The organism is Microbacterium sp. Root553 (assembly GCF_001426995.1).
GTDB lineage: Bacteria > Actinomycetota > Actinomycetes > Actinomycetales > Microbacteriaceae > Microbacterium.
In genome coordinates this window covers 1,381,284-1,403,501 of sequence record NZ_LMFY01000001.1, presented here as the reverse complement: position 1 = coordinate 1,403,501, position 22,218 = coordinate 1,381,284, and the positions used below count along the sequence as shown (strand labels likewise).

Below are 22,218 nucleotides of genomic sequence, written 5' to 3'. Positions count from 1 at the left end.
TCCGATGGCGCGACTCCGCCGTCCGATGTCGCAACTAGGCTTGACGCATGCGCTTGGCCACCTGGAACGTCAACTCCATCCGCACCCGCGTCACCCGCACCGTCGAATTCGCCGTGCGCGAAGACATCGACGTGCTGGCGATGCAGGAGATCAAGTGCAAACCCGAGCAGTTCCCGTACGGCCCGTTCGAAGAGGCCGGGTACCACGTCGAGGTGCACGGCCTGAATCAGTGGAACGGCGTCGCGATCGCGAGCCGTCTGCCGGTCACCGACGTGCGCACCGCGTTCGACGGCATGCCCGGGTTCGCGAAGGGGCATGAGGGTCCGGACGCTCCGCTCGAAGCCCGAGCGCTCGGCGTCATGGTCGACGGCGTGCGCGTATGGAGCCTGTACGTTCCCAACGGCCGCTCGCTCGACGATCCGCACTACGCGTACAAGCTGCACTGGCTCGAGGAGCTCAAGAAGGCGACCGCGGCCGAGCTCGCGGCGAACCCCGAGCTGCCGCTCGCCCTGGTCGGCGATTTCAACATCATCCCGTTCGACGTGGACAACGGCGACCCCGACATCGTCGAGGGCGTCTCGACGCACGTGTCGCCCGAGGAGCGCCAGGCGTTCTTCGCGTTCCAGGATGCAGGGCTGACCGACGTGGTGCGTCCCCTCATCCCCGAGGGCTTCACCTACTGGGACTACCAGCGCCTGAAGTTCCCCCGCAACGAGGGCGTGCGCATCGACTTCGTCCTAGGCTCGAAGACGCTGGCGGATGCCGTGAGTGGCGCATCGATCCACCGCGACGAGCGCAAGGGCGAGCAGCCCAGCGACCACGTCCCAGTGGTGGTCGAATTCGACCTGGGCGGCGGGGCCGAAGACGACGACGACCTGCCCATGATCTTCTCCTGAGCCGGCCCTGAGCTGCGACGAGACGAAGGGCCGACCAAAGCACCCGCTCATTGAGCGAGCGAAGCGAGACGAAATGCGCCTGATAGCCACCGACCTCGACGGCACGCTGCTCGACTCCACGTCGTCCGTCTCCCCGCGAACCAGGGCGGCACTCGACGCGGCCCGGGCCCGCGGCATCCACGTCGTGCCGGTCACAGCCCGCCAGCCCATCGGCTTGCGCACCATCGCCGCCGATGCCGCCTTCGCCGGGTGGGCGCTGTGCAGCAACGGCGCCTATGCGGTGCATCTCACAGACGGGCGGATGCTGTTCGCCGAGGAGCTGCCCGCCGAGACGATCCGCACGCTGGCCGAGGCGCTGCGGGCGAGCATCCCCGGTCTGCTGTTCGCGAGCGTGCGCGATGCCGGTGAGACTTTCGTCGCCGAGCACGGTTATGCCGAGATCGCGGATCTCACCGACCACAAGCGCGATCCGAAGACGATGGGCGGCGTGCCCCTCGATGAGGTGGTGTCGGCGCCGAGCCTGAAGTTCGTGATCCGGCATCCGGAGCTCGCGCCACCGGTGCTCTACGACGCGCTGCGTGCACTCGACCTCGACGGTTTCGAAGCGACACTCTCGGGTGCGCCGTTCCTCGAGGTCATGGCCGAGGGCGTCACCAAGGCCAGCGGGCTCGCCCGCCTCTGCATGCATCTCGGCATCGACCGCGGCGATGTCATCGCGTTCGGCGACGCCCTCAACGACGTCGAGATGCTGCGGTGGGCAGGTCACGGAGTGGCGATGGCCGATGCCGACGACATCGTGCAGGATGCCGCCGATGAGACGACCGCCTCGAACGACGATGACGGCGTCGCCAGGGTGATCGAGCGGATCCTCGCGATCGGCTGACGCACCGAGGGCCCTGACTCGCAACGCCGTCAAGAGCATGCGCACTGCCCTTTTATCACGGTGACGCACCCCGTCAGAACAGATCCAACCCGAAGGCGATCTGAATCAGCCCCATCAGTGCGACGCCTATTCCGACGAACATAATCATCTTCGGGCTTTCGCCGGGGTTCAGCAACGCTTCTGCGAGCGCCTCGCTGAAGAGGCGATAACTCGCTCGCCTCAAGAACCGCCAGTAGCGCTTGTGAAAGACAGCCATGAGGATGCCGAGTACTCCACAGATGATCCCTGAAATCAGCAAAACAGCTCACGCCCCGACCATCTGCATAATCCCAACAATACCGAACGCGAACATTGCGACTCCGAGACCGGCAATGAGAACACCCACGACGCCCATCATGAAAGGGGTCTGCCGGCCCGCCGACACACTCGCCGCTTTTTCCCCGAACATCCTCTTCTGCGATCTGTACATGAGCTCGTTGAGCGGTTTGCGCTTCCACACGGTCGCCATTCCTGAAAGAAATACGCTAACCCCGACGATCAGATTGGGAAGAATCGTGTCAATCGGCATCACTAATCTGTCCCGCCTCTCCCGCCTGTCCCGACCAAAGGGCTATCGATACAGCGATGGTGCCGAGGGTCGCGAGCGCTCCCAGCACCAACATACGTCCGGCGAGGTCCCAAATCAGAAAGTACAACAGAAGGCTCCCGCACAGAAACGAAACAAGGTTGCCGGCGACTGCATAAAGCAAACATTCGAGTAGTGATTTCTGGCCGTTCGGCTTCGTGCGCAGCATAATCGCCTCGCTCACCAAAGCGGCGGGCACGCCCCCGACGATGAAAATGAGAACTGAAGCGAGACCACTGCGGACTACTTGCGCCGAAGGTTGGATGGATTCCGATTGCAGCTCGATCACGAAGTGACGCGTAATGCCCACAATAATGGCCGTCGTGACTATGGCCGCGAACAGGGGCCATCTGGTTGACTTCACTCGCTTCACTCGCTTCACTCGCTTCACATGCGCCACCATCGTCGTATAGTCCTTCGAAACTCTGCGCGCGCTGCACGATAGCTCCGGCAAGCGGAGGTTCAGGACAGCACCACGGTCACGTAGCGCACAAGCAGACCAACACCAGCGACAATCGCAACCACACCGACGAAGCCGATCCAGAACGATCTCTGAAGTCGTTCGAACGCCCCGGCCGCGTGTCGACCGAAGATCTTCCGCTGGCGATCGCGCGCATCGAGCCACAACCTTTCTCGATACCTGACGACGAAAACACCCGCCACGATGACGGTCACGCAGATGAGCGGAAACAACACCACCATCATCGAGTTCATCTCACAGTGCATAATGCGTGGAATCCTGCGTCGTGCGAGGATCAGCGCTACTCCTAGTGACAGAGGAAGAATGCCAAGCGCAAACGTGAACATCATCACGCCACCCCCGAATCGCCGACCGCACTTCCAGGATCGTACTGCGTCCCGCCTGCCCGGACAGTAGCCGAAGGTCGCCACTTCAGACCACCCGGGATTTTCCCGCCCGAGCTGTGCGGGATCAGTCCTCGAACGTCCCGACCGCCGGCACCCGATCGGTGCGTCCGTAGCGCAGCAGCATCACGCCGTCGCTGTCTGCGACCGGCGGCTCGATCAGCTGCAGCACCGACGGCAGCGCACCGTCGTCGAACACCTTCTTGCCGGCGCCGAGCAGAATCGGATACACCCACAGGGTGAGCTCGTCGAACAGCCCCTCGGCCAGCAGCGAGTGGACCAGGTCGACGCTGCCGATCACATGCACCTCTCGGTGCCTGGCCCGTAGATCGGCGATCTCGGCGGCGAGGTCGCTGCCTACGCGGTGGCTGTTCTGCCAATCGAGCGCGAGGTCATCGTTCCGTGTCGCCACGTACTTCGGCACGCGGTCGAAGAGCCGGCCGATCTCGCCGGACGGGCCGGCTGTGTGGTGAGGCCAGTACGCGGCGAAGATGTCGTACGTCCGGCGCCCGAGCAGCAGCGCATCGAGCCCCTGCATCCCCTTCGAGACGGTGTCTCCCATGCTCGACGACGGGTACCCGGCCTGCCAGCCGCTGAATGCGAATCCTCCGGACGGGTCTTCGTCGGTGCCTCCGGGCCCCTGCGCGACACCGTCGAGGGTGCTGAAGAGGTCGATCAGGATGCGTCCGGTCATCGAAGTGCTCCTTTGCACGAGAGGCGCTGCACGAGAGGGCGGCGTTGCTGACAGTATGCGCTCGCGTTGCTGCTCGCGGGGATCTACTTCTCCTGGCCCCAGCGGCCGAGCGCATCGATGGCCTCACGCAGCGCGATGCCTCGATCGGTGAGCGCGTACGCGCGCGTGTTGTGCCGCAGGGGCAGTCGGGTCAGCACCCCGGCCGCCTCGAGCTCTCGCAGCCGGGTGGCGAGCATGTTCGTCGGCACCCCGAGCTCACGCTGCAGATCTCCGTACCTCTGCGGCCCGTCGAGAAGTCGTTCGACGATGAGCAGCGCCCATCGGGCCCCGACGACGTCGAGGGCTGCGGCGAGGTCGCTCACGCGTGCGAATCGGCGTCCGGCTTCATCCAGAACGGCGAATAGTGGTACCCGTCGGGGTCGTCGAACTGGCGCTGGTACATGAACGGGTAGTCGTCGGTGTCGCCGACCCGCCCGCCGGCGGCGGCGGCACGCTCGACGATCGCATCGACCGCCTCCCGACTGTCGAGGTCGAACGAGACCGTGACCTTCGAGGGAGTGTCGGGTCCGCCGATCAGATCCTCGGTGCCACCGACGCTCGCGTACATCTCGCGACTGCCGAGCATGACGTACTGCTCGGGCGCGATCGCGAAGCACGACACGTTGTGATCGGACATCTCGGCGTTGAGGGTGAATCCGAGTGCCGTGTAGAAGGCGGTGGCCCGGTCGACGTCGGCGACGGGGCAGGTGATGAAGAGGCTCATGCCGTGATACTTGCAAAATACAAGTGGCGCGTCAAGGGTGTCTTGCCTTCGAGAAGCCACTTACCACCACCTCGCTCACGCAGGCTGCAGCCCGATCGCTCGATGACGCGGTGGCACCACAGTGACTACGGGCCGCCCATCAGAAGGACCCTGGCGACAGCAGCCGACAGAGCCACGACCCCGATCCCGATCGCGATGGCCCCCACGATCCCCATCATGAAGGGAGTCTGCCGACCTGCCGATATACGCGCAGCTCTTCTACCGAACATTCTCCGCTGTGACTCAAAGACCATCTCGTTGAGCTTTGTCCGGAACCGCACGATCACTAGTCCCGCACATATCGCAATGACACCGAAGATCACGTTCGGCAGAGTTTAGTCACACACAGCGCACCCACCCCCAAGTTCACTGCCCTGTCCTCTCAGATGTCGGGCTGAAATCAACATAGGTATCGTCGCAGAACGGTTGGCGCAATTCCGACCAGTCGGGTCCGGTGAATCGACCTTGGTCAGGAAGGAAGACTGCTGTCCCGGCATCATCGTGGATGCGAAGAGCGCCGTCCTCGTCCAGCTCCCAGGACCCGTTGCCCGAGTACCGTTCGCCATCGCTGTCGATGCACGCGCGGTCGTCAGGGCCCGGGTCACCGAACTTAATACCTTTATAGACCGCAGTCCCGTCATCCTCCAACCGCAACACTGAAGCAACAGTGGACTCGGGATCGGTTTCGGGTACGGCTACCCACACAATGGGGTAGGAGTACTGCGAAGATGGGCCAGTTCTAATCCCGAACATTGTGACGATCGCTACTCCTATCACCACAAGCAAGGCCGCAGCGACAAAGACAACGGCACCGAACAGAAGGCCACTTTTCAGTCGCATGCTACCTTCCCGCAACGATTAATAATAGAGTTTTATGCACCCAAAAAGCCTGCGACGTCCTCTCCGAACTGCTAGCGAGAAAGCTCAACGAGGCGACTCGCCGAATCGTCATCCGGGTCCGCACCGAGCCATTCCTGGATGACCAACTTACCTGCGACCAGCCACACTTCGAATGAGAGCGCCCCTGGGCATTCACCACCCTCCGAGAACAAACTCAGACCGTACTCGTAGCCCTTCGGGCCCAGTTGCCACACGCCGTGGAAGTTGCGACCGTCACCCCAAGCGACTTCGTCGACGTACTCGGCTGTCGGCGCAGCGCATCCCAGGTTCGACGGCCAGTTATGCATCTCGAACGTCTGATCGCTATGAATTTCAAGTGTTACCTCGGCGCCCCGGTTCGGAATACGCCACTCGCCCCTCAATTGTTCAGCGGTTATGTCACTTGCCGGAGCGCCCCCGCTCGAGGCGCACCCGCCAAGCAGCACTGTCGTGATCAGCACGAGAGCCACTCTCCCTCGCCTGCGGCGCATCACGGCATGGTCTCCGTCCATTGACCTGTCGACGCGGTCACGGGCTTGTTCATATACCCGGTGCCACTCGACCACACCCCCGACGACCCGATCGGAGCACCATACGGATCACGGAACACCCGCCTGGTCGTGCCTGTCGAGTTCGCCACCGTCTGCACGTCCACAGTCCCCTCCTCCGATCGTCTTCAGCCTTGATTGTGGGTTCGAACGAAGCGGATCACTTTCTCTTCCTTGAAGTCCTCATCAGCACTCAGGAGGATGATGAAGCTCTGCTGTCCAGCGGCGTCGCGCTGGAAGTAGATGGGGAGAAAACGGCAGTCTGCAGCGGATGGCGCCAAATACCCCGAGTACGAAGGGCTGTCGAAGGTCTTCCAGGTTCCGGAGAAGGATGAAACCGCATCCCAGTCGACGCTACGGACGGATAGCGGGACATCGTCGCTGCAGAGCACTGTCGGCAGATCGATCGCTTCAAAAGAGTCACCATCGAGGCGGATCTCTGCAGAGTGACCCCGAGAGTCGCTATAGAGGCCGTCAGCATTCGCGGCTTCGAACGTGTAGTCATACGCTGGTTCGGCCGGCGCGCATCCCGCGAGGACAACGATCAAACAAACAACAGGCGCGAATCGTCGACGACGTCGGAGCTGGTTCATGGCGTTAACGCCCCACCAGCACTGTCGACATGTCGCCACCATCTATTGTCGACGAGCGCGATCGCATGCAGTACTACTCCCTCACACCATCTCAACCAGCCAACGGATCCTGTATGGCACCACGGCCCCCATGTTCGAGAGCCCTAAAAATTTGGCGGCGACTTCTTTTCCGATGAACGGTCGCAGCAGCCCTTTAACGAGCACGAGATTAAAAGTTTCATCGTACCAGCAGATCGCCTGACCGAGTGATGCCCTCTGCGCCCAAGAGTGAACCAGAAGCCACGCAATTGTTGCAAACAATATCAATACCCACAGAAAGATCCCTCTGAGTACCAGAAACAGCCCCCACCCCAGACTTTTTCTCAATGACACCTCAATATTCTTCAACCAAGTATGGGCCGCTCAAATACTCATAAGCGAACCACGAAAACCAACGCAGCACACGCCACCTCAGACTTGTTTACCGAGTCGGTCTTTAACTCAATCCAGAAATGATCATAAATATGCCAAATACCACAAACCCTACGCCAACCATCAGAGCGTGAATTGACGAAGAACCCGGTCTGACTGCGTCATCAGCGACCGGCTCGCCGAGGAAGATTCTTAAACCGGCATGAATTATCTTCGGAATTAGTCGATGAAAACCAATCGCCAATAGGCCAACCAAGACCACAATAACTCCAATATTGCTTTGAATCGAGATAGCGATCTCCTTCTTAGAAATTCCCCATGATCATAATTCCACAACCGCCTCCGAAGCCGTACTTGATTCCGCCGCCGGAGCTCCCGGCAAGTCGCAACCCGCCTGACCCTACTTGCTGATCCGCAATCCCAACCCCCAGGTGGGCGGTCGCTCCGACGGCCGCTGTTGCGGAGCATTCCCCCACCACGAATAGCGGTGAACTTTCTTGTACAGTCACACCCGTACTGACAGTCAGTTCTGCCTTCAACCCCAAACCTGCCGACCAACTCCACCCGCTCTTCGAGCCATAGGATAGCCCTCCGCAAAAGCCAAAACACGCACTCACCCCAATGTCATTTTCGGGCCGGGGCATCTGATACTCCGGTACAAACGACACCAGTGGCCCCCAGGAGGGTTGCGACTTCGGAACCCAGCTTTTGGCTGGCGGCTTTGAGTTGAGCGTGCTGATCAAGCTCGGCGGTTTGGTGGATCCGTGCGGCTTCGTGGTCGTGTGCGTCTTCTTATCGCTGAATGGGCCGGCCCCCGTCCAGGGATTGGGCTTGTCAACCTTCTTCTGTCCCCCGCGAGTGCAGTTGACGCCCCACCCGCATCCCTGATCGAGTCGGAGCCCGGTCGGGTCCATGTACGTGGTCGGGTTGTTCCCCGAGTACGTGTAGCCGGTGTTCTGCTGCGGGAGGTTCGTGTCGATCACCGGATCCACGGACAGGAACTTCCCCAGCACCGGATCGTACGTGCGTGCACCCACCGTGGTCAGACCCGTCGACGCGGTCACCGGCTTGTTCATATACCCGGTGCCGCTCGACCACACACCCGACGACCCGATCGGAGCACCATACGGATCACGGAACGTGCGCGTGGTCGTACCCGCCGCAGTCGCCACCGTCCGCACGTCCACCGTCCCCTCCAGATTCGAGAACAACCACGTCAACGTCGTCCCCGTCGTCCCGGACTTCGCCGACTTCTCCGCGATCGGCTTGCCCTCCGCACCAGAGTACGTCCGCACCCCCGCAACCACCGCCGACCCACTCGCCTGCGACAACACCGTGTCGCCGACGAACAACGTCGCACCCTCACTCGTGTTCGTCCGCAGCAGGATGCTGCCATCGACGTTGTAGACCGTGTTCTGCGTCACCGCACCAGCGACGACCTTCGACACCTTGCCGACATCATTGAACGTGATCGTCTGCCCGGGGCGACCGGTCATGTTGCCCGCCGCGTCATACGTGTACGAGCCGGGACCGACTCCGGCCGGACCGGTCACGGTGCTCACCGCGTGCGGACGATCCCCGCCCGCGGCCGGGTACGTGTAGGCGGCCGTCGAGACCGCTCCCGCCGCGGAACGCTTCACGAGACCCGTGCGGTTGCCGGTCGTCGTGTCGCGTCGCGCATGCATCGCCCGGCGCCGCCCGCCCGCCCGGTCCCCCGTGCGGGGGATGCCGCCGCATCCGTCTCAGCTCTACGGTGGGGGAATGCCCGCCGCGCCGTTCACCCGCATCCCCAGCATCCGTGAGCAGCGCGGAGATCTCGTGCTCGCCGCGGTGATGTTCGTCGGCGCGGTGCTGAGCGCCGCGCTCTCGACGGTCGCAGACATGTACGGCGACACCCGGGCGGAGCCGTGGACGGCGCTCGTGTACGCGGTGGCCGTCACCGCGCCGCTCGCGGTGCGGCGGCGCTGGCCGGGCCCGGTGGCGGTGACCGTCTGCGTCGCGTATTTCCTCGCGATCTCGTTCCAGGTGCCCGAGATCTACGTCGGCAACATCGCGATGTTCGTGTCGCTGTACACGGTGGGCGCGTGGATGAACAACCGCAGAGCCGCGATGATCGTGCGCGTCTCGATCATCGTCGGCATGTTCGTCTGGCTCCTCATCACGATGTACCGCCAGGCGATAGAAGAGGCCGACAAGGCCGAGGTCGCCGCCGGTCTGCTCTCGCCCTACCTGGCCTTCATGCTCATCCAGCTGCTGCTGAACGTGCTCTACTTCGGCGGCGCGTACTACTTCGGCGAGCGCTCGTGGCACGCGGCGCAGGAGCGCCAGGCGCTCGAGCACCGCACGGCCGAGCTCGAGCGGGAGCGCGAGGTGACCGCCGCGCAAGCCGTCGCCCTCGATCGCGTGCGCATCGCCCGCGAACTGCATGACGTGGTCGCGCATCACGTGTCGGTCATGGGCGTGCAGGCGGGAGCCGCTCGTCTGGTGATCGACCAGGATCCGGAGAAGTCCAAGAGCATCCTGACCGGCATCGAGGGGTCGGCGCGCGATGCCATCCACGAGCTGCGGCACCTGCTCGAGACCCTGCGCTCCCCGGGCAGCGAGACGCCGGATGCCGCGTCGACCGTGACCCTCGACGACATCCGCTCGCTCGTCGAAGCGTCCACCGAGGCGGGGCTGCCCACCGACTACGCGGTGATCGGCGAACCGGTGCCGGTGCCCTCGGTCGTCGCCGTCAACCTGTACCGGATCACGCAGGAGTCGCTGACGAACGCTCGTCGGCACGCCGGAGCGGGCGCCATCGCCGATGTGCGCGTCCGCTACGACGACGAGGGCGTCGAGGTCGAGGTCGTCAACACCGGTCGCGCCATGGCGGTGCTGCGCCCCGGGCTGGGACAGCTCGGCATGCGCGAGCGGGCGGCGGCATCCGGCGGCACGCTCGAGGTCACCCCTCGCCCCTCGGGCGGGATGCGCGTGCGAGCGCGGGTGCCTCTGACAGAGACGAGCACCGCCTCATGACCACGTCCACGCCCCCTATTCGCGTGCTCCTCGTCGACGACCACGCGATGCTGCGCGCGGGGTTCCGCACGATCCTCGGCACCCAGCCCGACATCACCGTGGTGGGCGAGGCAGCGACGGGGGCTGAGGCGGTCGCCCAGGCATCCGCTCTGCGCCCCGACGTGATCACGATGGACGTGCAGATGCCCGACATGGACGGCATCGAGGCGACCCGCCAGATTGTCGCCGACCGCGAGGTCTCTGCGGCCATCGCGATCATCACCACCTTCGACCGCGACGACTACCTGTACCAGGCGCTGGATGCCGGGGCCAGCGGCTTCCTGCTCAAGAACGCCGGCGCCGAAGACCTCATCGCCGCGGTGCGCGCCCTGGCCGCCGGCGACGGGATGCTCGCCCCCGAGGTCACCCGCCGCGTTCTCGCGCGCTTCACCACGGCCGCGGCGCCCGCTCGACCCGCATCCCCCGCTCGCACTGCGGCACCCGCTCCGGTGCCCCTCGTCGAACCCCTCACCGAGCGCGAGTCCGAGGTGCTCGTGCTGCTCGCCGATGCGCGCAGCAACGCCGAGATCGCGAGCGCCCTCTTCATCGGCGAGGCGACCGTGAAGACCCACGTGTCGCGCATCCTGCAGAAGCTCGGCGCCCGCGACCGCGTGCAGGCCGTCGTGCTCGCGCACCGCCTCGGACTCGCGTAGATCGCTGCCGACGCAGCGCCTCCGGACCCCCGCGGCACCCCGATACTCTCGGAGCATGCAGACCGCCGCACCCCTCTCGCGCCCGATCATGGCCGGAGTCGTCACCGCGCTGGTGGGCTTCACGAGCTCGTTCGCGGTCGTGCTCACCGGTCTCGGCGCGGTCGGCGCATCGCCGGCGCAGGCCGCGAGCGGACTCCTCGCAGTCAGCCTCACGATGGGCCTGGCGTGCGTGGTGCTCGCCTGGCGATACCGGATGCCGATCACGGTCGCCTGGTCGACCCCGGGGGCGGCGCTGCTCGCCGCGACCGGCGTCGTCGACGGGGGCTGGTCGGCAGCCGTCGGAGCCTTTCTCGTCACCGCCGCACTCATCCTGCTCACCGCCCTGTGGCCCGCGCTGGGGGCGCTGATCGCGCGCATCCCGCCGTCGATCGCCCAGGCGATGCTCGCCGGCGTGCTGCTGCCGCTGTGCCTCGCGCCGATCACCGGGCTCGTCGCCAACCCGTGGGGTGTGGTGCCGGTCGTCGTCACCTGGCTGATCGTCGCCCGTCTCGCGCCGCGCTGGGCGGTTCCGCTCGCGTTCGTCGCCGCGGCGGTGGTGGTCGCCGTCTCGCTGATCCGGGCGGGTGCCCCCGTCGATGCGGGGCTGCTGATCCCTCGCCTCGAGCTCACCGCCCCCACCGTCACCCTCGGGGCGCTGATCGGGGTCGCCCTTCCGCTGTTCATCGTCACGATGGCCTCGCAGAACGTGCCGGGCATCGCCATCATGCGCAGCTTCGACTACGAGGTGCCCTGGCGCCCGGCGATGCTCGTCACCGGCATCGGCACGGCTCTGGGAGCGACGGCCGGCGGACATGCCATCAATCTCGCGGCGATCAGCGCGGCACTCGCCGCCTCGCCCGATGCCGACCCCGATCCGAAGCGCCGCTGGGTGGCGGGCGTCTCGACGGGCATCTCCTACCTCGTGCTCGGCGGCTTCTCCGCCGCGTTCGCCGCGCTGGTGCTCCTCGCCCCCGAGGCAGTGATCCCCGCGGTGGCCGGACTCGCGCTGTTCGCCGCGTTCGGGTCGTCGGTGCAGCAGGCGATCGACGATCCGGGAGAGCGCATCCCCGCCGTCGTGACCTTTCTGGTCGCCGCCTCCGGGATCTCGCTGCTGAGCGTGAGTGCGGCGTTCTGGGCGCTCGTCGCCGGCCTGGTGGTGCGCACCGCACTGCACGCCGGGCGGCGCCGCTCGCGCGACGGCGGCTGAGGCGTGCAGCTGAGACCCCGCGGCATCGGCTCGACTAGCGTGGACGCGTGACCGCCCCCGCATCCGGCTCTGCGCCCGGCTCCGTACCCGGCCCCGCCGCCCGTGTACCCGCCGGCCACTTCGACGCGCGTGCGCTGATCGATCCGGTGAATCCGGTCGAGCTGGACGCGTTCGTCCGCGCGCATCGTGCGGCGAACCCCACCTCCGTCGGGCAGATCATCGCCTGGGTGTTCGCGATCATCGCGCTGCTGTGCGTGGTTCCGGTGATCGGCGTCTTCGTGATGGGGTTGGGATATGTGATCGGCGGCGACGTCGGCATCGCCGTGGGTGGTGCGATCGCCCTGCTGCTGCTCGCGGGGATCATCGTTGGACTCGTCGCGCTCGTGCGTCGCGGCATCCGCACGCGCAACATCACCCGCTTCCGCCTCGCCCGCTTCGCCGGTGCGAACGCTCTGACCTACATCGAGAGGATCGACGCGCCGCCGCTGCCCGGCATGATCTTCTCGAACGGATCGAGCCGCATGTCCACCGATGTGCTGCGCGGGGTCGCACCTCGCTTCGTCGAGTTCGGCAACTACCAGTACACGACGAGCAACGGCAAGCAGTCCCAGGTCCACCGCTGGGGGTACGTGGCCGTCAAGCTCGACGTGCCGCTGCCGAACATCGTGCTCGACGCTCTCGGCAACAACACTCTCGGCAGCTCGATGACCGCCGCGTTCAGCCGCACGCAGCGGCTGTCGCTCGAGGGGGACTTCGACAGATTCTTCTCCCTCTACTGCCCGACGGGGTACGAGACGGATGCGCTGTACCTCTTCACCCCCGATGTGATGGCGCGCTTCATCGACCATGCCGCGCAGCTCGATGTCGAGATCGTCGACGACTGGCTGTTCCTCTACGCGCGCCGAGAGGTGTCGACCCTCGATCCGGCGACCTGGGCGTGGCTGTTCGGCGCGGTCGGGGCTCTTCTCAGCAAGCTCGATCAGTGGGCGCGCTGGCGCGACGACCGCCTCCGGCTCGCGACTCCGCAGCCGCAGCCCACGCCGCCGTCGATGGCCGCGCCCTCGCCCGAGCCCTCGCACGAGCCGTCGCCCTCGGGTCAGCCGCTTCCGTTCGCCGCCCCCGCAGGAGTTCTCACCCCGCCCCCGCCCGGCGTCGCCCCTCCGGGCCGGCGATTGAAGCGCCGCAGCCCATGGCTGGTCGTCGGCATCATCGTCGGGGTGGTGTTCATCGCGACCGCGGCACCCTTCGCGATCGGCATCTTCTCGTTCCTCTTCCTCCGCTGAGGCACTCCCCCTCGTCTGGAGTCGTGGGGCCACTCCCCCGCACGGCGGACCCCGGCCGGGTCCGCCCAGGGGTCGGTGCGTCGCAGAGATCCGCCGTACGGGGGATGCCGCCGCAGCACACCTCGCCCTAGCGTGAAGGCATGCGATGCACTGAGCGAACCACGCGATGCACTGAGCGAACACGTGTTGCACCGAGCGAACGGAGTACATCGAAGTGACCACAGGAAACCTCCTCCTCACGGGCATCACCAAGAGCTACGGCTCTCGGCGCGTGCTCGACGACATCTCCTTCGGGGTGACGCCAGGACGCCTCACCGGGTTCGTCGGCGGCAACGGCGCGGGCAAGACGACGACCATGCGCATCGTGCTGGGTCTGCTCAACTCCGACGGAGGCACCGTCGAGCTCGACGGCCGAAAGCTCACCAGCGCGGACCGCCGACACTTCGGGTACATGCCCGAAGAACGCGGTCTGTACCCCAAGATGAAGGTGCTCGAGCAGATCGTCTACCTCGCCCGCCTGCACGGATTCAGCAAGCCGGATGCCACCACCCGCGCGACCGCACTGCTCACCGAGCTGGGACTCGAGGAACGGCTCGGCGACACGATCGAGTCGCTCTCGCTCGGCAACCAGCAGCGCGCGCAGATCGCCGCAGCGCTCGTGCACGACCCCGAGGTGCTGATCCTCGACGAGCCGTTCTCGGGCCTCGACCCGCTCGCGGTCGACGTCGTCGCCTCGGTGCTGCAGTCCTCCGCCGCGAAAGGCGCGTCGATCCTCTTCTCCTCCCACCAGCTCGATGTCGTCGAGCGCCTGTGCGACGACCTCGTGATCCTCGCCGGCGGCACCATCCGCGCCTCGGGCTCGCGCGACGCGCTGCGCGCCGAGCATGCGGGCAGCCGATACGAGCTCGTCTCCGCCGGCGATGCCGGGTGGCTGCGCGGCGAGCCGGGCGTCACCGTGGTCGACTTCGAGGGCGGCTACGCCCTGTTCGACGCCGACGGACCCGACACAGCCCAGCGCGTGCTGCGCACCGCCGTGGAACGCGGCGATGTCGCCAGCTTCGCCCCCAAGCATCCCTCTCTCGCCCAGATCTTCAAGGAGGTCATCCAGTGAGCACCCCGACCAAGACCGGGTCGCCGTCACCGGCCCCGATGATCTGGCTCGTCGCCGAGCGCGAGATCGGCTCGAAGCTGCGCAGCAAGGCCTTCCTGATCTCGACCGGCGTCCTGCTGCTGATCGCCCTCGCCGGCATCGTGATCGGCGGGTTCGCGAGCAAGAACACCGGCGCGGATGCCATGCCGGTCGCCGTGACCTCGCAGACCGCGACGGCCGTCTCGGCGCTGCCGAACGTGAAGGTCACCGAGGTGTCCGATGAGGCGGCGGCCGAGGAGCTCGTCCGCTCCGAGAAGGTCGACGCCGCCGTGCTGCCCGGCGACAACCCCTCCGGGTACACCGTGATCGCATTGAAGGACGCTCCCAGCTCGCTCGTCTCCGCGCTCTCGCAGGCGCCGGACGTGCAGATCCTGGAGCCGGCGACCACCAATCCGCTGCTGCGCTACTTCATCGCGATCGCCTTCGGCATCGTGTTCATGGGGGCGGCGGCCACCTTCGGCGGAACGATCGCGCAGAGCGTCGTCGAGGAGAAGCAGACCCGCGTCGTCGAGATCCTGCTGTCGGCGATCCCGGCGCGCACCCTGCTGGCGGGCAAGGTGATCGGCAACACGATCCTCGCGATGGGGCAGATCCTCGCTCTCGCCGCGATCGCGACGGTGGGTCTCATCGTCACGGGCCAGAACGCCGTGCTGTCGACCCTCGGCGCACCGATCATCTGGTTCGCGGTGTTCTTCCTGTTCGGATTCATCCTGCTCGCGGCGATGTTCGCGGCGGCCGCCTCGATGGTCTCCCGTCAGGAGGACATCGGCTCGACCACGACCCCGATCACGATGCTGATCATGGCGCCGTACGTGCTCGTCATCGTCTTCAACGACAACCCGCTGGTGCTGACGATCATGTCGTACGTGCCGTTCTCGGCACCGGTCGGCATGCCCATGCGGCTGTTCGTCGGCGAGGCGCAGTGGTGGGAGCCGTTGCTCAGCCTGGTCATCCTGCTCGCGAGCTGCGTCGCGGCGATCATGATCGGCGCGAAGATCTACGAGAACTCGCTGCTGCGCATGGGAACGAGGGTCAAGCTCGGCGAGGCGCTGCGCGGCTGATCAGGCCCCGTCGCACCTCTCGGCGAGGCCCGTTTCGCGCTGACGCACAGGTAAGGCTAACCTTATGTAGTTGTCTACTTAAGGAGTACCTGTGCGTCAGCGAGCCGTGATCGGTCTCACCCTTGCAGCGTTGGTGACGGTGGGACTCGCAGGGTGCGGTGCCTCCGAGGCGGTCGAGCCGGCGGCGAGCGCCGCACCGGGGCAAGGGTCTACGGACTACCCGGTGACCATCGAGAACTGCGGCGTCGAAGTGACCGTCGACGCCGCCCCGCAGCGGGTCGTCTCGCTCGATCAGAACTCGACCGAGATCCTGCTGTCTCTCGGGCTCGAGGATCACATCGTGGGCACGGCGTCGTGGACCGATCCCGTGCTCGACTCCCTCGCGGAGGCGAATGCCGAGGTGCCACGACTGGCCGACAACGCCCCGACGTACGAGGTCACGCTGGGGGCGGACCCGGACTTCGTGACCGCTTCCTTCGGCCGGCATTTCGCCGAGGGCGGCGTCGCCTCGCGAGAGCGGTTCGCCGAGACGGGGGTCTCCACCTACCTCTCGCCGACGGACTGCGACAACGGCACGAGCATCAACGGGGGCGGAACGCGCACGACAGCGCTCACGATCGATGCGCTGTATGCGGAGATCGCGGAACTGGGCGAGATCTTCGACGTCTCTGATCGTGCGGACGCTCTCATCGCCGATCTGAAGGCGCGCGCCGAGGCCGCGACCGCCGGGGTCGATTTCGGGGGCGCGACGGTGGCCTTCTGGTTCGCGGACACCAAGACGCCGTATGTCGCGGGAGGTCTCGGCTCGGCCGCACTCCTGTCGTCGATGACGGGTCTCGACAACGTCTTCACGGAACTCGACGACGACTGGCCCGCGACCACCTGGGAAGAGGTCGCGGACCGCGATCCGCAGGTCTTCATCCTGGGCGATCTTCAGCGCGACCGCTTTCCCGGAGACCGCCTGGACGACAAGGTGGCGTTCCTGGAATCCGACCCCCTGACGAAGACCATCGACGGGGTGCGCGCCCAGCACTACATCGCACTCCACGGCGCCGAGCTGAACCCCTCGATCAGGTTCGTCGACGGCCTCGAGAAGATCAAGGCGTGGTGGGTCGAGCACGAGGGCGAGCTCTGACCCCCACCGCGCGGAAGGCCCCTCCCGAAGACTCGTCGAGAGAAGCCTCCCCGCGCCCCCTGCGCACCCATCGCCTCGGAACGTCGAGTGCACTCGTCGTCGCAGGGCTCCTCCTTCTCGTCGTGTCGGTCGGGGTGGCGATCACCCTCGGCCCCGCGGACATCCTGGGGGTCAACGTCCGCGACATCGTCTCGAACCATCTGGGCCTCACCGACATACCGGTGAAGGCGTCGAAGGACGCGATCGTGTGGGAGGAGCGCCTGCCCCGGGCCCTCGTCGCCGCGGCGTGCGGCGCCGGGCTCGGACTCTGCGGCGTCATCATGCAGTCGCTCCTGCGCAACCCGCTCGCCGACCCCTTCATCCTGGGCATCTCGTCGGGTGCATCGACGGGCGCGGTCGCCATCGGGATCCTCGGACTCGGCGGCGCGACGATCGGCCTGTCCGGCGGCGCCTTCGTCGGAGCCCTCGTCGCGTTCGGGCTGGTCCTGCTGCTCGCCCGTCTGTCCGGCGGTGGAAACGACCGCGTCGTGCTCGCGGGCGTGGCCAGCACTCAGCTGTTCTCGGCCCTGACCTCGCTGATCATCTTCGCCTTCGCCGACTCGGACGAGACACGCGGGGTGATGTTCTGGCTGCTCGGCTCGCTGGAAGGGGTGCGCTGGGACGACGCGGCGCTCTCGGCGAGCGTGGTCGCTGCGGGCTCGCTCCTCTGCCTCCGCTACGCCCGCACCCTCGACGCCTTCACGTTCGGCGATGATGTCGCGGCGTCACTCGGCATCCACGTGGCCAGGACCCGGGCGGTCCTGCTCGTGACGACCGCGCTCATCACCGCGACGCTGGTGAGCATCGCCGGAGCGATCGGATTCGTCGGCCTCGTGCTCCCCCACGCCGCACGTCTGGTCGCCGGCGCCCGCCACTCGCGCCTGATCCCGGCCACGGCGATCATCGGGGCCGTCTTCATGGTGTGGGTCGACGCCGGGGCTCGCGTCGCGTTCTCGCCCACACCGCTTCCCGTCGGTGTCGGGACGGCACTCGTGGGCGTCCCGGTGTTCATCGCCCTGCTGGCGCGAAGGAGGAGGCGCGCATGACCCTCCGCGCCGAGAACGTGTCGTGGAACCGTGGCGGCACCCTCGTCGTCGACGGGGTGACACTGCACCCGGAACCCGGACAGACCGTCGGCCTCCTCGGACCGAACGGCTCGGGCAAGTCGTCGCTGCTGCGCCTGCTGCACGGCCTGGTGCGACCGACCTCCGGACTCGTCACGCTCGACGGGGCCGACCTCGCCCAGGTGCCGAGGCGCCGCGTGGCGAGATCGGTGGCGTCCGTGACGCAGCACGCGGACACCGACGTCGACATCACGGTCCGCGATGTCGCTCGCCTCGGCCGCATCCCCCATCGCTCGCCCCTGGGCGGCGCGACCTCCGCCGACGAGGCCGCGGTGGACCGGGCGCTCGCCCACGTCGGCCTGCTGCGGCAGGCCGACCGCCTCTGGCACACCCTCTCCGGCGGCGAGCGCCAGCGCGCGCAGATCGCCCGTGCCCTCGCGCAGGAGCCACGCGAGCTGCTCCTCGACGAACCGACGAACCACCTCGACATCCGACACCAGCTCGAACTGCTCGACCTGGTGTGCGCGTTGCCGATGACCACCGTCATCGCCCTGCACGACCTCAACCTCGCGGCGATGTACTGCGACGTCATCGTGGTGCTGCGCGAGGGACGCGTGGTGGCCGCGGGCACGCCGACGGAGGTGCTGACGGCCGAGCTGATCCGGACCGTCTACGAGGTGACGGCGGAGGTCGCCCTCGATGAGGGAGGACGCCCCGCCATCACCTACCGACGACGCGGGTGAGCACGACCGGCCGGATCAGCAGAAGAACCGGCCATACCGACAGAGCCACTCAGACCGGCAGGACCGGTCAGATCAGGCCGTCGGACAGCGTCGTGGGGTTGCCGAACCGGTGGTTCGTGATCGACACGGCCTGCTCGTGCAGGAACGGCAGCATCTCGACCCGGCCGGCGCCCGTGACGGCGTGCGACCAGACGGCGACGTCCGGAGTGCCGCCGAGCGCCTCGAACAGCGCCGACGCATCGCCGCCGACCAGACGCACCCGCTGCCAGCTGTGCTCGGCCTTCGCCGCCGCCTTCGCGAAGCGGGCCACCCACGCCGCATCCTTCTCGTGCTTCACGGTCACCCCGTGCGCACGCAGCGCCTTCTCGACCCGGGAGGGCAGAGCGGATGCCGACACCGTGAACGGGCTGCCGCTGCGCAGGGCCGCGACGATCACGCGCAGGCCGTCGACGAGCGGGGCCGCCTCGCCGATGCGCACGTCGGCGGCGACCGGACGGTAGCGGAACACGTTGCGCTCCACACCGAGGCCCGACTTGTCGCTGACGATGCCGAACTCCGAGGTCCAGGCCTGCTCGTCCGCCGCGGCGGCGCGGTGCAGCCACTCGATCTCGACCGCGTCGAGGTCGCTCGCCGCAGCCGTGAGCACACTGTCTACGACCGGGGTGAGGGCGGCGCCCGCCGCGGCGGCGGGGAGTTCGGCGGGACGCCAGTCGCCGAGGCCGAACAGGTAGTTGGGTCCGCCGGCCTTGGCGCCGGCGCCGACGGCGGACCGCTTCCAGCCGCCGAACGGCTGCCGCTGCACGATGGCGCCGGTGATGCCGCGGTTGACGTAGAGGTTGCCCGCCTCGACACGGTCGAGCCAGGTGGCGACCTCGTCGGAATCGAGAGAGTGGATGCCGGCGGTGAGGCCGTAGTCCACGGCGTTCTGCAGGCGGATGGCCTCGTCGAGGTCCTTCGCGCGCATGATGCCGAGCACGGGTCCGAAGAACTCGGTCAGGTGCGTGGTCGACCCCGGAGCGACGCCGATCTTGACTCCGGGGGTCCACTGCATCCCCTCGTCGTCGAGCTTCTTCGGCTCGACGAGCCAGCGCTCGCCCTTCTCCAGCGTCGTGAGCGCGGTCAGCAGCTTGCCGTTCGCCGGCTCGATGATCGGCCCCATCTGCGTCGCGGGGTCGTCGGGCAGCCCCACGCGCATCGAGGTCACGGCGTCGACGAGCTGACGCTCGAAGCGCCGCGAGTCGGCGACCGACCCGACGAGGATCGCGAGCGACGCCGCCGAGCACTTCTGTCCGGCGTGGCCGAAGGCGCTGCGCGCGACATCGGCGGCGGCGAGGTCGAGGTCGGCCGACGGCGTGACGATGATCGCGTTCTTGCCGCTCGTCTCGGCGAGCAGCGGCAGATCGGATCGGAACGAGCGGAACAGCTGCGCGGTCTCGTAGGCGCCCGTGAGGATCACCCGGTCTACCTCGGGGCTCGCGACCAGGCGGGTGCCGAGGTCGCGGTTCGCGAGGTCGACGAGTGCGAGCAGGTCGCGGGGCACACCGGCGGCCCACAGCGCCTCGACCATGACCGCGCCGCAGCGCTGGGTGAGCTTGGCGGGCTTGATGACGACGCCCGAGCCCGAGGCGAGACCGGCGAGCACGCCGCCCGCGGGGATCGCGACCGGGAAGTTCCACGGTGGGGTGACCACGGTGATCTTCGAGGGCACGAACTCGGCGCCCGTGACGGCCTCGAGCTCGAGCGCGCGCTCGGCGTAGTAGTGCGCGAAGTCGATGGCCTCCGAGACCTCGGGGTCGGCCTCGGCGATGGTCTTGCCGGCCTCGTGCGCCATGATCTCGATCAGCTGTCCGCGGCGGGCGGCGAGCTCGTCGCCCGCCCGGTGTAGCACGGCGGCGCGCTCGGCGGCCGGCAGGGCCGCCCACGTCGCAGCGGCGGCGGATGCGGCGGCGAAGACCCCGTCGAGCGCATCGGCCGTCTCGACCCTGGCGCGCGCGATGGCGTCGAGCCCGAGCGTCGAGTCGACCGACCGCTGCAGGATCTCGCGCCCCCAGGCGCGGTTCGCCGCGATCGCAGGGTCGCTGTCGGCCTGGTTGGCGAAGCCGGTGGTGACGGCATCCGCCCGCGCGGTGCTCTCGTCCGCACGGTTCTGCACCCGGTGCGACGAGGGCACCGACCGGTCGGCCTCGAGGCCTGCGAGCGAGCGCTCGAAGCGCTCGCGTTCGCGGGCCAGCAGGGTGGGGTCCGAGGCCAGCTCGAACACGGCGGACATGAAGTTCTCGGGGCTCGCGTTCTCTTCGAGGCGGCGCACGAGGTAGGCGATCGCCACGTCGAACTCGGCCGGGTTCACGACGGGGGTGTACAGCAGCAGGCGACCGACGTCCTTGCGCACGGCCTCGGCCTGCCCGGTCGCCATGCCGAGGAGCATCTCGTACTCGACCGCGTGGGTCACTCCGCGCTCCTGAGCCAGCAGCCAGGTGTAGGCGATGTCGAACAGGTTGTGTCCGGCGACGCCGATGCGCACGGCATCCATCCGCTCCGGGGTCATCGACCAGTCGAGCACGCGCTTGTAGTTCGTGTCGGAGTCCTGCTTGGTGCCGTAGGTCGCGAGCGGCCAGCCGTGCACCGCCGAGTCGACCTCCTCCATCGCGAGGTTGGCGCCCTTGACGACGCGCACCTTGATCGGCGCGCCGCCCTTGGCGCGGCGGGCCGCGGCCCACTCCTGCAGCTGCTGCATCGCACCGAGCGCGTCGGGCAGGTAGGCCTGCAGCACGATCCCGGCTTCGAGGTTCTCGAGTCCCGGCTGGTCGAGGATGGCGGTGAACGCCGCGATCGTCAGGTCGAGGTCGCGGAACTCCTCCATGTCGAGGTTGATGAACTTGGTGGTCCCTGAGCGTGACGAAGGGCCCGAGGCCTCGGAGGCGGCGGCGAGCTCGTAGAGCGGGGTGAGCTTGGTCACGACGTCGGCGACGGCCTCGTCGAACGACCACATCGAGAGCTGGCTGACGACGCTGGAGACCTTGATCGAGACGTAGTCGACGTCCTTGCGGGCGAGGAAGTCGTAGGTGCCCTGCAGGCGGCGGCCCGCTTCGCGCTCACCGAGCACGGCCTCGCCGAGGAGGTTGAGGTTCAGGCGGTTGCCGCTCTTGCGCAGTCGGGCGATCGCGGGACCGAGCTTCGACGGCGTCGCGTCGAGCACGAGGTGTCCGACCATGGCGCGCAGCACCCGGCGCGAGATCGGCACGACCACGCCCGGCAGCTTCGGTGCCCAGAAGCCACCGGCCTTGATCGCGGCGCGCAGGTATCCGGGCAGCAGCGAGGGGGTGATCTCCGAGAGGTCGGCGAGCGCACGACCGGCGACGCTGAGGTCTTCGGGGCGCATCACGCCGTCGACGAAGCCGACGGTGAACGCGAGTCCGTTCGGGTCCTTGAGCACCTCCGAGAGACGCTGGGCGGCGGGCTCGACCGGGTGGGTCTCGCTCTCGGCGAGCCAGCGCTGCACCAGCGCGGCGACGTCCTCGGTGCGCGGGGTGGCGAGGGGAGCGGTGGTGTCGGCGGCGACAGTCATCAGGGAACCTTCCGGGGGATCGCACAC

25 protein-coding genes are annotated in these 22,218 nt (G+C 67.2%); 11 read left to right on the top strand and 14 right to left on the bottom strand.

Annotated elements, in window-relative coordinates; all coding sequences use genetic code 11:
- Window positions 1-47 precede the first annotated feature (47 nt).
- Together ASD43_RS06520 and ASD43_RS06515 are read left to right on the top strand one after the other, a co-directional pair.
- The gene (locus ASD43_RS06520; protein ID WP_056415060.1) at window positions 48-896 is read left to right on the top strand and encodes an exodeoxyribonuclease III; all 849 of its coding nucleotides are present in this window, start codon (window positions 48-50) and stop codon (window positions 894-896) included.
- Window positions 897-969: 73 nt separating this feature from the next.
- Window positions 970-1,779, top strand: a complete 810-nt coding sequence (locus ASD43_RS06515) for a Cof-type HAD-IIB family hydrolase (protein WP_056415058.1) — start codon at window positions 970-972, stop codon at window positions 1,777-1,779.
- 73 nt (window positions 1,780-1,852) lie between these two features.
- Here ASD43_RS06515 and ASD43_RS06510 read toward each other — a convergent pair whose 3' ends face one another.
- From ASD43_RS06510 to ASD43_RS16970, 13 genes are all read right to left on the bottom strand, one after another.
- The gene (locus ASD43_RS06510) at window positions 1,853-2,035 is read right to left on the bottom strand and encodes a hypothetical protein (RefSeq protein ID WP_056415055.1); all 183 of its coding nucleotides are present in this window, start codon (window positions 2,033-2,035) and stop codon (window positions 1,853-1,855) included.
- A gap of 48 nt (window positions 2,036-2,083) precedes the next feature.
- The gene (locus ASD43_RS06505) at window positions 2,084-2,347 is read right to left on the bottom strand and encodes a hypothetical protein (protein ID WP_157550873.1); all 264 of its coding nucleotides are present in this window, start codon (window positions 2,345-2,347) and stop codon (window positions 2,084-2,086) included.
- Window positions 2,337-2,807: a hypothetical protein gene (locus ASD43_RS06500; protein ID WP_157550870.1), complete on the bottom strand. Its 471-nt coding sequence runs from the start codon at window positions 2,805-2,807 to the stop codon at window positions 2,337-2,339. Before ASD43_RS06500 ends, ASD43_RS06505 begins: the two co-directional genes overlap by 11 nt.
- 59 nt (window positions 2,808-2,866) lie before the next feature.
- Window positions 2,867-3,118, bottom strand: coding sequence for a hypothetical protein (locus tag ASD43_RS06495; protein ID WP_149422134.1), 252 nt, complete (start codon window positions 3,116-3,118; stop codon window positions 2,867-2,869).
- Window positions 3,119-3,335: 217 nt separating this feature from the next.
- Window positions 3,336-3,962 (bottom strand): dihydrofolate reductase family protein, encoded by a 627-nt coding sequence (locus ASD43_RS06490; protein ID WP_056415044.1) that lies wholly within the window; start codon window positions 3,960-3,962, stop codon window positions 3,336-3,338.
- A gap of 83 nt (window positions 3,963-4,045) precedes the next feature.
- Window positions 4,046-4,324: a winged helix-turn-helix transcriptional regulator gene (locus ASD43_RS06485; RefSeq protein WP_056415041.1), complete on the bottom strand. Its 279-nt coding sequence runs from the start codon at window positions 4,322-4,324 to the stop codon at window positions 4,046-4,048.
- Window positions 4,321-4,725 carry a VOC family protein gene (locus ASD43_RS06480; RefSeq protein WP_056415038.1) on the bottom strand — a complete coding sequence of 135 codons (405 nt, stop codon included), beginning with the start codon at window positions 4,723-4,725 and terminating at the stop codon, window positions 4,321-4,323. Before ASD43_RS06480 ends, ASD43_RS06485 begins: the two co-directional genes overlap by 4 nt.
- Before the next feature lie 405 nt (window positions 4,726-5,130).
- Window positions 5,131-5,604 carry a hypothetical protein gene (locus ASD43_RS17195; protein ID WP_156149253.1) on the bottom strand — a complete coding sequence of 158 codons (474 nt, stop codon included), beginning with the start codon at window positions 5,602-5,604 and terminating at the stop codon, window positions 5,131-5,133.
- Between the two features lie 71 nt (window positions 5,605-5,675).
- On the bottom strand, window positions 5,676-6,104 hold the full coding sequence (locus ASD43_RS06470; RefSeq protein ID WP_157550867.1) for a hypothetical protein: 429 nt from the start codon (window positions 6,102-6,104) through the stop codon (window positions 5,676-5,678).
- 29 nt (window positions 6,105-6,133) lie between these two features.
- The gene (locus ASD43_RS17190) at window positions 6,134-6,298 is read right to left on the bottom strand and encodes a hypothetical protein (protein WP_156149251.1); all 165 of its coding nucleotides are present in this window, start codon (window positions 6,296-6,298) and stop codon (window positions 6,134-6,136) included.
- A 21-nt stretch (window positions 6,299-6,319) separates the two neighbouring features.
- Entirely contained in the window at window positions 6,320-6,784 is a 465-nt protein-coding gene (locus tag ASD43_RS06465; RefSeq protein ID WP_157550864.1) for a hypothetical protein, read from the bottom strand.
- 81 nt (window positions 6,785-6,865) lie between these two features.
- Window positions 6,866-7,156, bottom strand: a complete 291-nt coding sequence (locus tag ASD43_RS17185) for a hypothetical protein (RefSeq protein WP_157550860.1) — start codon at window positions 7,154-7,156, stop codon at window positions 6,866-6,868.
- A gap of 344 nt (window positions 7,157-7,500) precedes the next feature.
- Window positions 7,501-8,757 (bottom strand): RHS repeat-associated core domain-containing protein, encoded by a 1,257-nt coding sequence (locus tag ASD43_RS16970; protein ID WP_162247490.1) that lies wholly within the window; start codon window positions 8,755-8,757, stop codon window positions 7,501-7,503.
- Window positions 8,758-8,956: 199 nt separating this feature from the next.
- Between ASD43_RS16970 and ASD43_RS06455 the strand changes: the two genes are divergently transcribed.
- The 9 genes from ASD43_RS06455 to ASD43_RS06415 all read left to right on the top strand — a co-directional run bounded on the left by ASD43_RS06455 (window position 8,957) and on the right by ASD43_RS06415 (window position 18,626).
- A complete protein-coding gene (locus ASD43_RS06455; RefSeq protein ID WP_056415023.1) occupies window positions 8,957-10,213 on the top strand; it encodes a sensor histidine kinase in 1,257 nt (418 codons plus the stop codon).
- Complete coding sequence (locus tag ASD43_RS06450; RefSeq protein WP_056415020.1) at window positions 10,210-10,905, top strand: response regulator; 696 nt, start codon at window positions 10,210-10,212, stop codon at window positions 10,903-10,905. Before ASD43_RS06455 ends, ASD43_RS06450 begins: the two co-directional genes overlap by 4 nt.
- A 55-nt stretch (window positions 10,906-10,960) precedes the next feature.
- Complete coding sequence (locus ASD43_RS06445) at window positions 10,961-12,151, top strand: benzoate/H(+) symporter BenE family transporter (protein WP_056415017.1); 1,191 nt, start codon at window positions 10,961-10,963, stop codon at window positions 12,149-12,151.
- 47 nt (window positions 12,152-12,198) lie between these two features.
- Entirely contained in the window at window positions 12,199-13,434 is a 1,236-nt protein-coding gene (locus ASD43_RS06440) for a hypothetical protein (RefSeq protein ID WP_056415014.1), read from the top strand.
- A 214-nt stretch (window positions 13,435-13,648) separates the two neighbouring features.
- Complete coding sequence (locus ASD43_RS06435) at window positions 13,649-14,545, top strand: ABC transporter ATP-binding protein (RefSeq protein WP_056415011.1); 897 nt, start codon at window positions 13,649-13,651, stop codon at window positions 14,543-14,545.
- 38 nt (window positions 14,546-14,583) lie between these two features.
- Window positions 14,584-15,645, top strand: a complete 1,062-nt coding sequence (locus tag ASD43_RS06430) for an ABC transporter permease (RefSeq protein WP_056419260.1) — start codon at window positions 14,584-14,586, stop codon at window positions 15,643-15,645.
- Between the two features lie 91 nt (window positions 15,646-15,736).
- Complete coding sequence (locus tag ASD43_RS06425) at window positions 15,737-16,780, top strand: ABC transporter substrate-binding protein (RefSeq protein WP_056415008.1); 1,044 nt, start codon at window positions 15,737-15,739, stop codon at window positions 16,778-16,780.
- Window positions 16,753-17,865, top strand: coding sequence for a FecCD family ABC transporter permease (locus ASD43_RS06420; protein ID WP_056419258.1), 1,113 nt, complete (start codon window positions 16,753-16,755; stop codon window positions 17,863-17,865). Before ASD43_RS06425 ends, ASD43_RS06420 begins: the two co-directional genes overlap by 28 nt.
- Window positions 17,862-18,626, top strand: a complete 765-nt coding sequence (locus ASD43_RS06415) for an ABC transporter ATP-binding protein (RefSeq protein WP_056415004.1) — start codon at window positions 17,862-17,864, stop codon at window positions 18,624-18,626. Before ASD43_RS06420 ends, ASD43_RS06415 begins: the two co-directional genes overlap by 4 nt.
- Before the next feature lie 67 nt (window positions 18,627-18,693).
- Here ASD43_RS06415 and ASD43_RS06410 read toward each other — a convergent pair whose 3' ends face one another.
- A complete protein-coding gene (locus tag ASD43_RS06410) occupies window positions 18,694-22,191 on the bottom strand; it encodes a proline dehydrogenase family protein (RefSeq protein WP_056415002.1) in 3,498 nt (1,165 codons plus the stop codon).
- Window positions 22,192-22,218: the final 27 nt, after the last annotated feature.

What these genes read in the sequence shown, in the direction of transcription:
- ASD43_RS06520 (WP_056415060.1), top strand. Translation starts at nt 48, where the DNA reads ATGCGCTTGGCCACCTGGAACGTCAACTCCATCCGCACCCGCGTCACC.
- ASD43_RS06515 (WP_056415058.1), top strand. Translation starts at nt 970, where the DNA reads ATGCGCCTGATAGCCACCGACCTCGACGGCACGCTGCTCGACTCCACG.
- ASD43_RS06510 (WP_056415055.1), bottom strand. Translation starts at nt 2,035, where the DNA reads ATGGCTGTCTTTCACAAGCGCTACTGGCGGTTCTTGAGGCGAGCGAGT.
- ASD43_RS06505 (WP_157550873.1), bottom strand. Translation starts at nt 2,347, where the DNA reads ATGCCGATTGACACGATTCTTCCCAATCTGATCGTCGGGGTTAGCGTA.
- ASD43_RS06500 (WP_157550870.1), bottom strand. Translation starts at nt 2,807, where the DNA reads ATGGTGGCGCATGTGAAGCGAGTGAAGCGAGTGAAGCGAGTGAAGTCA.
- ASD43_RS06495 (WP_149422134.1), bottom strand. Translation starts at nt 3,118, where the DNA reads ATGAACTCGATGATGGTGGTGTTGTTTCCGCTCATCTGCGTGACCGTC.
- ASD43_RS06490 (WP_056415044.1), bottom strand. Translation starts at nt 3,962, where the DNA reads ATGACCGGACGCATCCTGATCGACCTCTTCAGCACCCTCGACGGTGTC.
- ASD43_RS06480 (WP_056415038.1), bottom strand. Translation starts at nt 4,725, where the DNA reads ATGAGCCTCTTCATCACCTGCCCCGTCGCCGACGTCGACCGGGCCACC.
- ASD43_RS17195 (WP_156149253.1), bottom strand. Translation starts at nt 5,604, where the DNA reads ATGCGACTGAAAAGTGGCCTTCTGTTCGGTGCCGTTGTCTTTGTCGCT.
- ASD43_RS06465 (WP_157550864.1), bottom strand. Translation starts at nt 6,784, where the DNA reads ATGAACCAGCTCCGACGTCGTCGACGATTCGCGCCTGTTGTTTGTTTG.
- ASD43_RS06455 (WP_056415023.1), top strand. Translation starts at nt 8,957, where the DNA reads ATGCCCGCCGCGCCGTTCACCCGCATCCCCAGCATCCGTGAGCAGCGC.
- ASD43_RS06450 (WP_056415020.1), top strand. Translation starts at nt 10,210, where the DNA reads ATGACCACGTCCACGCCCCCTATTCGCGTGCTCCTCGTCGACGACCAC.
- ASD43_RS06445 (WP_056415017.1), top strand. Translation starts at nt 10,961, where the DNA reads ATGCAGACCGCCGCACCCCTCTCGCGCCCGATCATGGCCGGAGTCGTC.
- ASD43_RS06430 (WP_056419260.1), top strand. Translation starts at nt 14,584, where the DNA reads ATGATCTGGCTCGTCGCCGAGCGCGAGATCGGCTCGAAGCTGCGCAGC.
- ASD43_RS06415 (WP_056415004.1), top strand. Translation starts at nt 17,862, where the DNA reads ATGACCCTCCGCGCCGAGAACGTGTCGTGGAACCGTGGCGGCACCCTC.
- ASD43_RS06410 (WP_056415002.1), bottom strand. Translation starts at nt 22,191, where the DNA reads ATGACTGTCGCCGCCGACACCACCGCTCCCCTCGCCACCCCGCGCACC.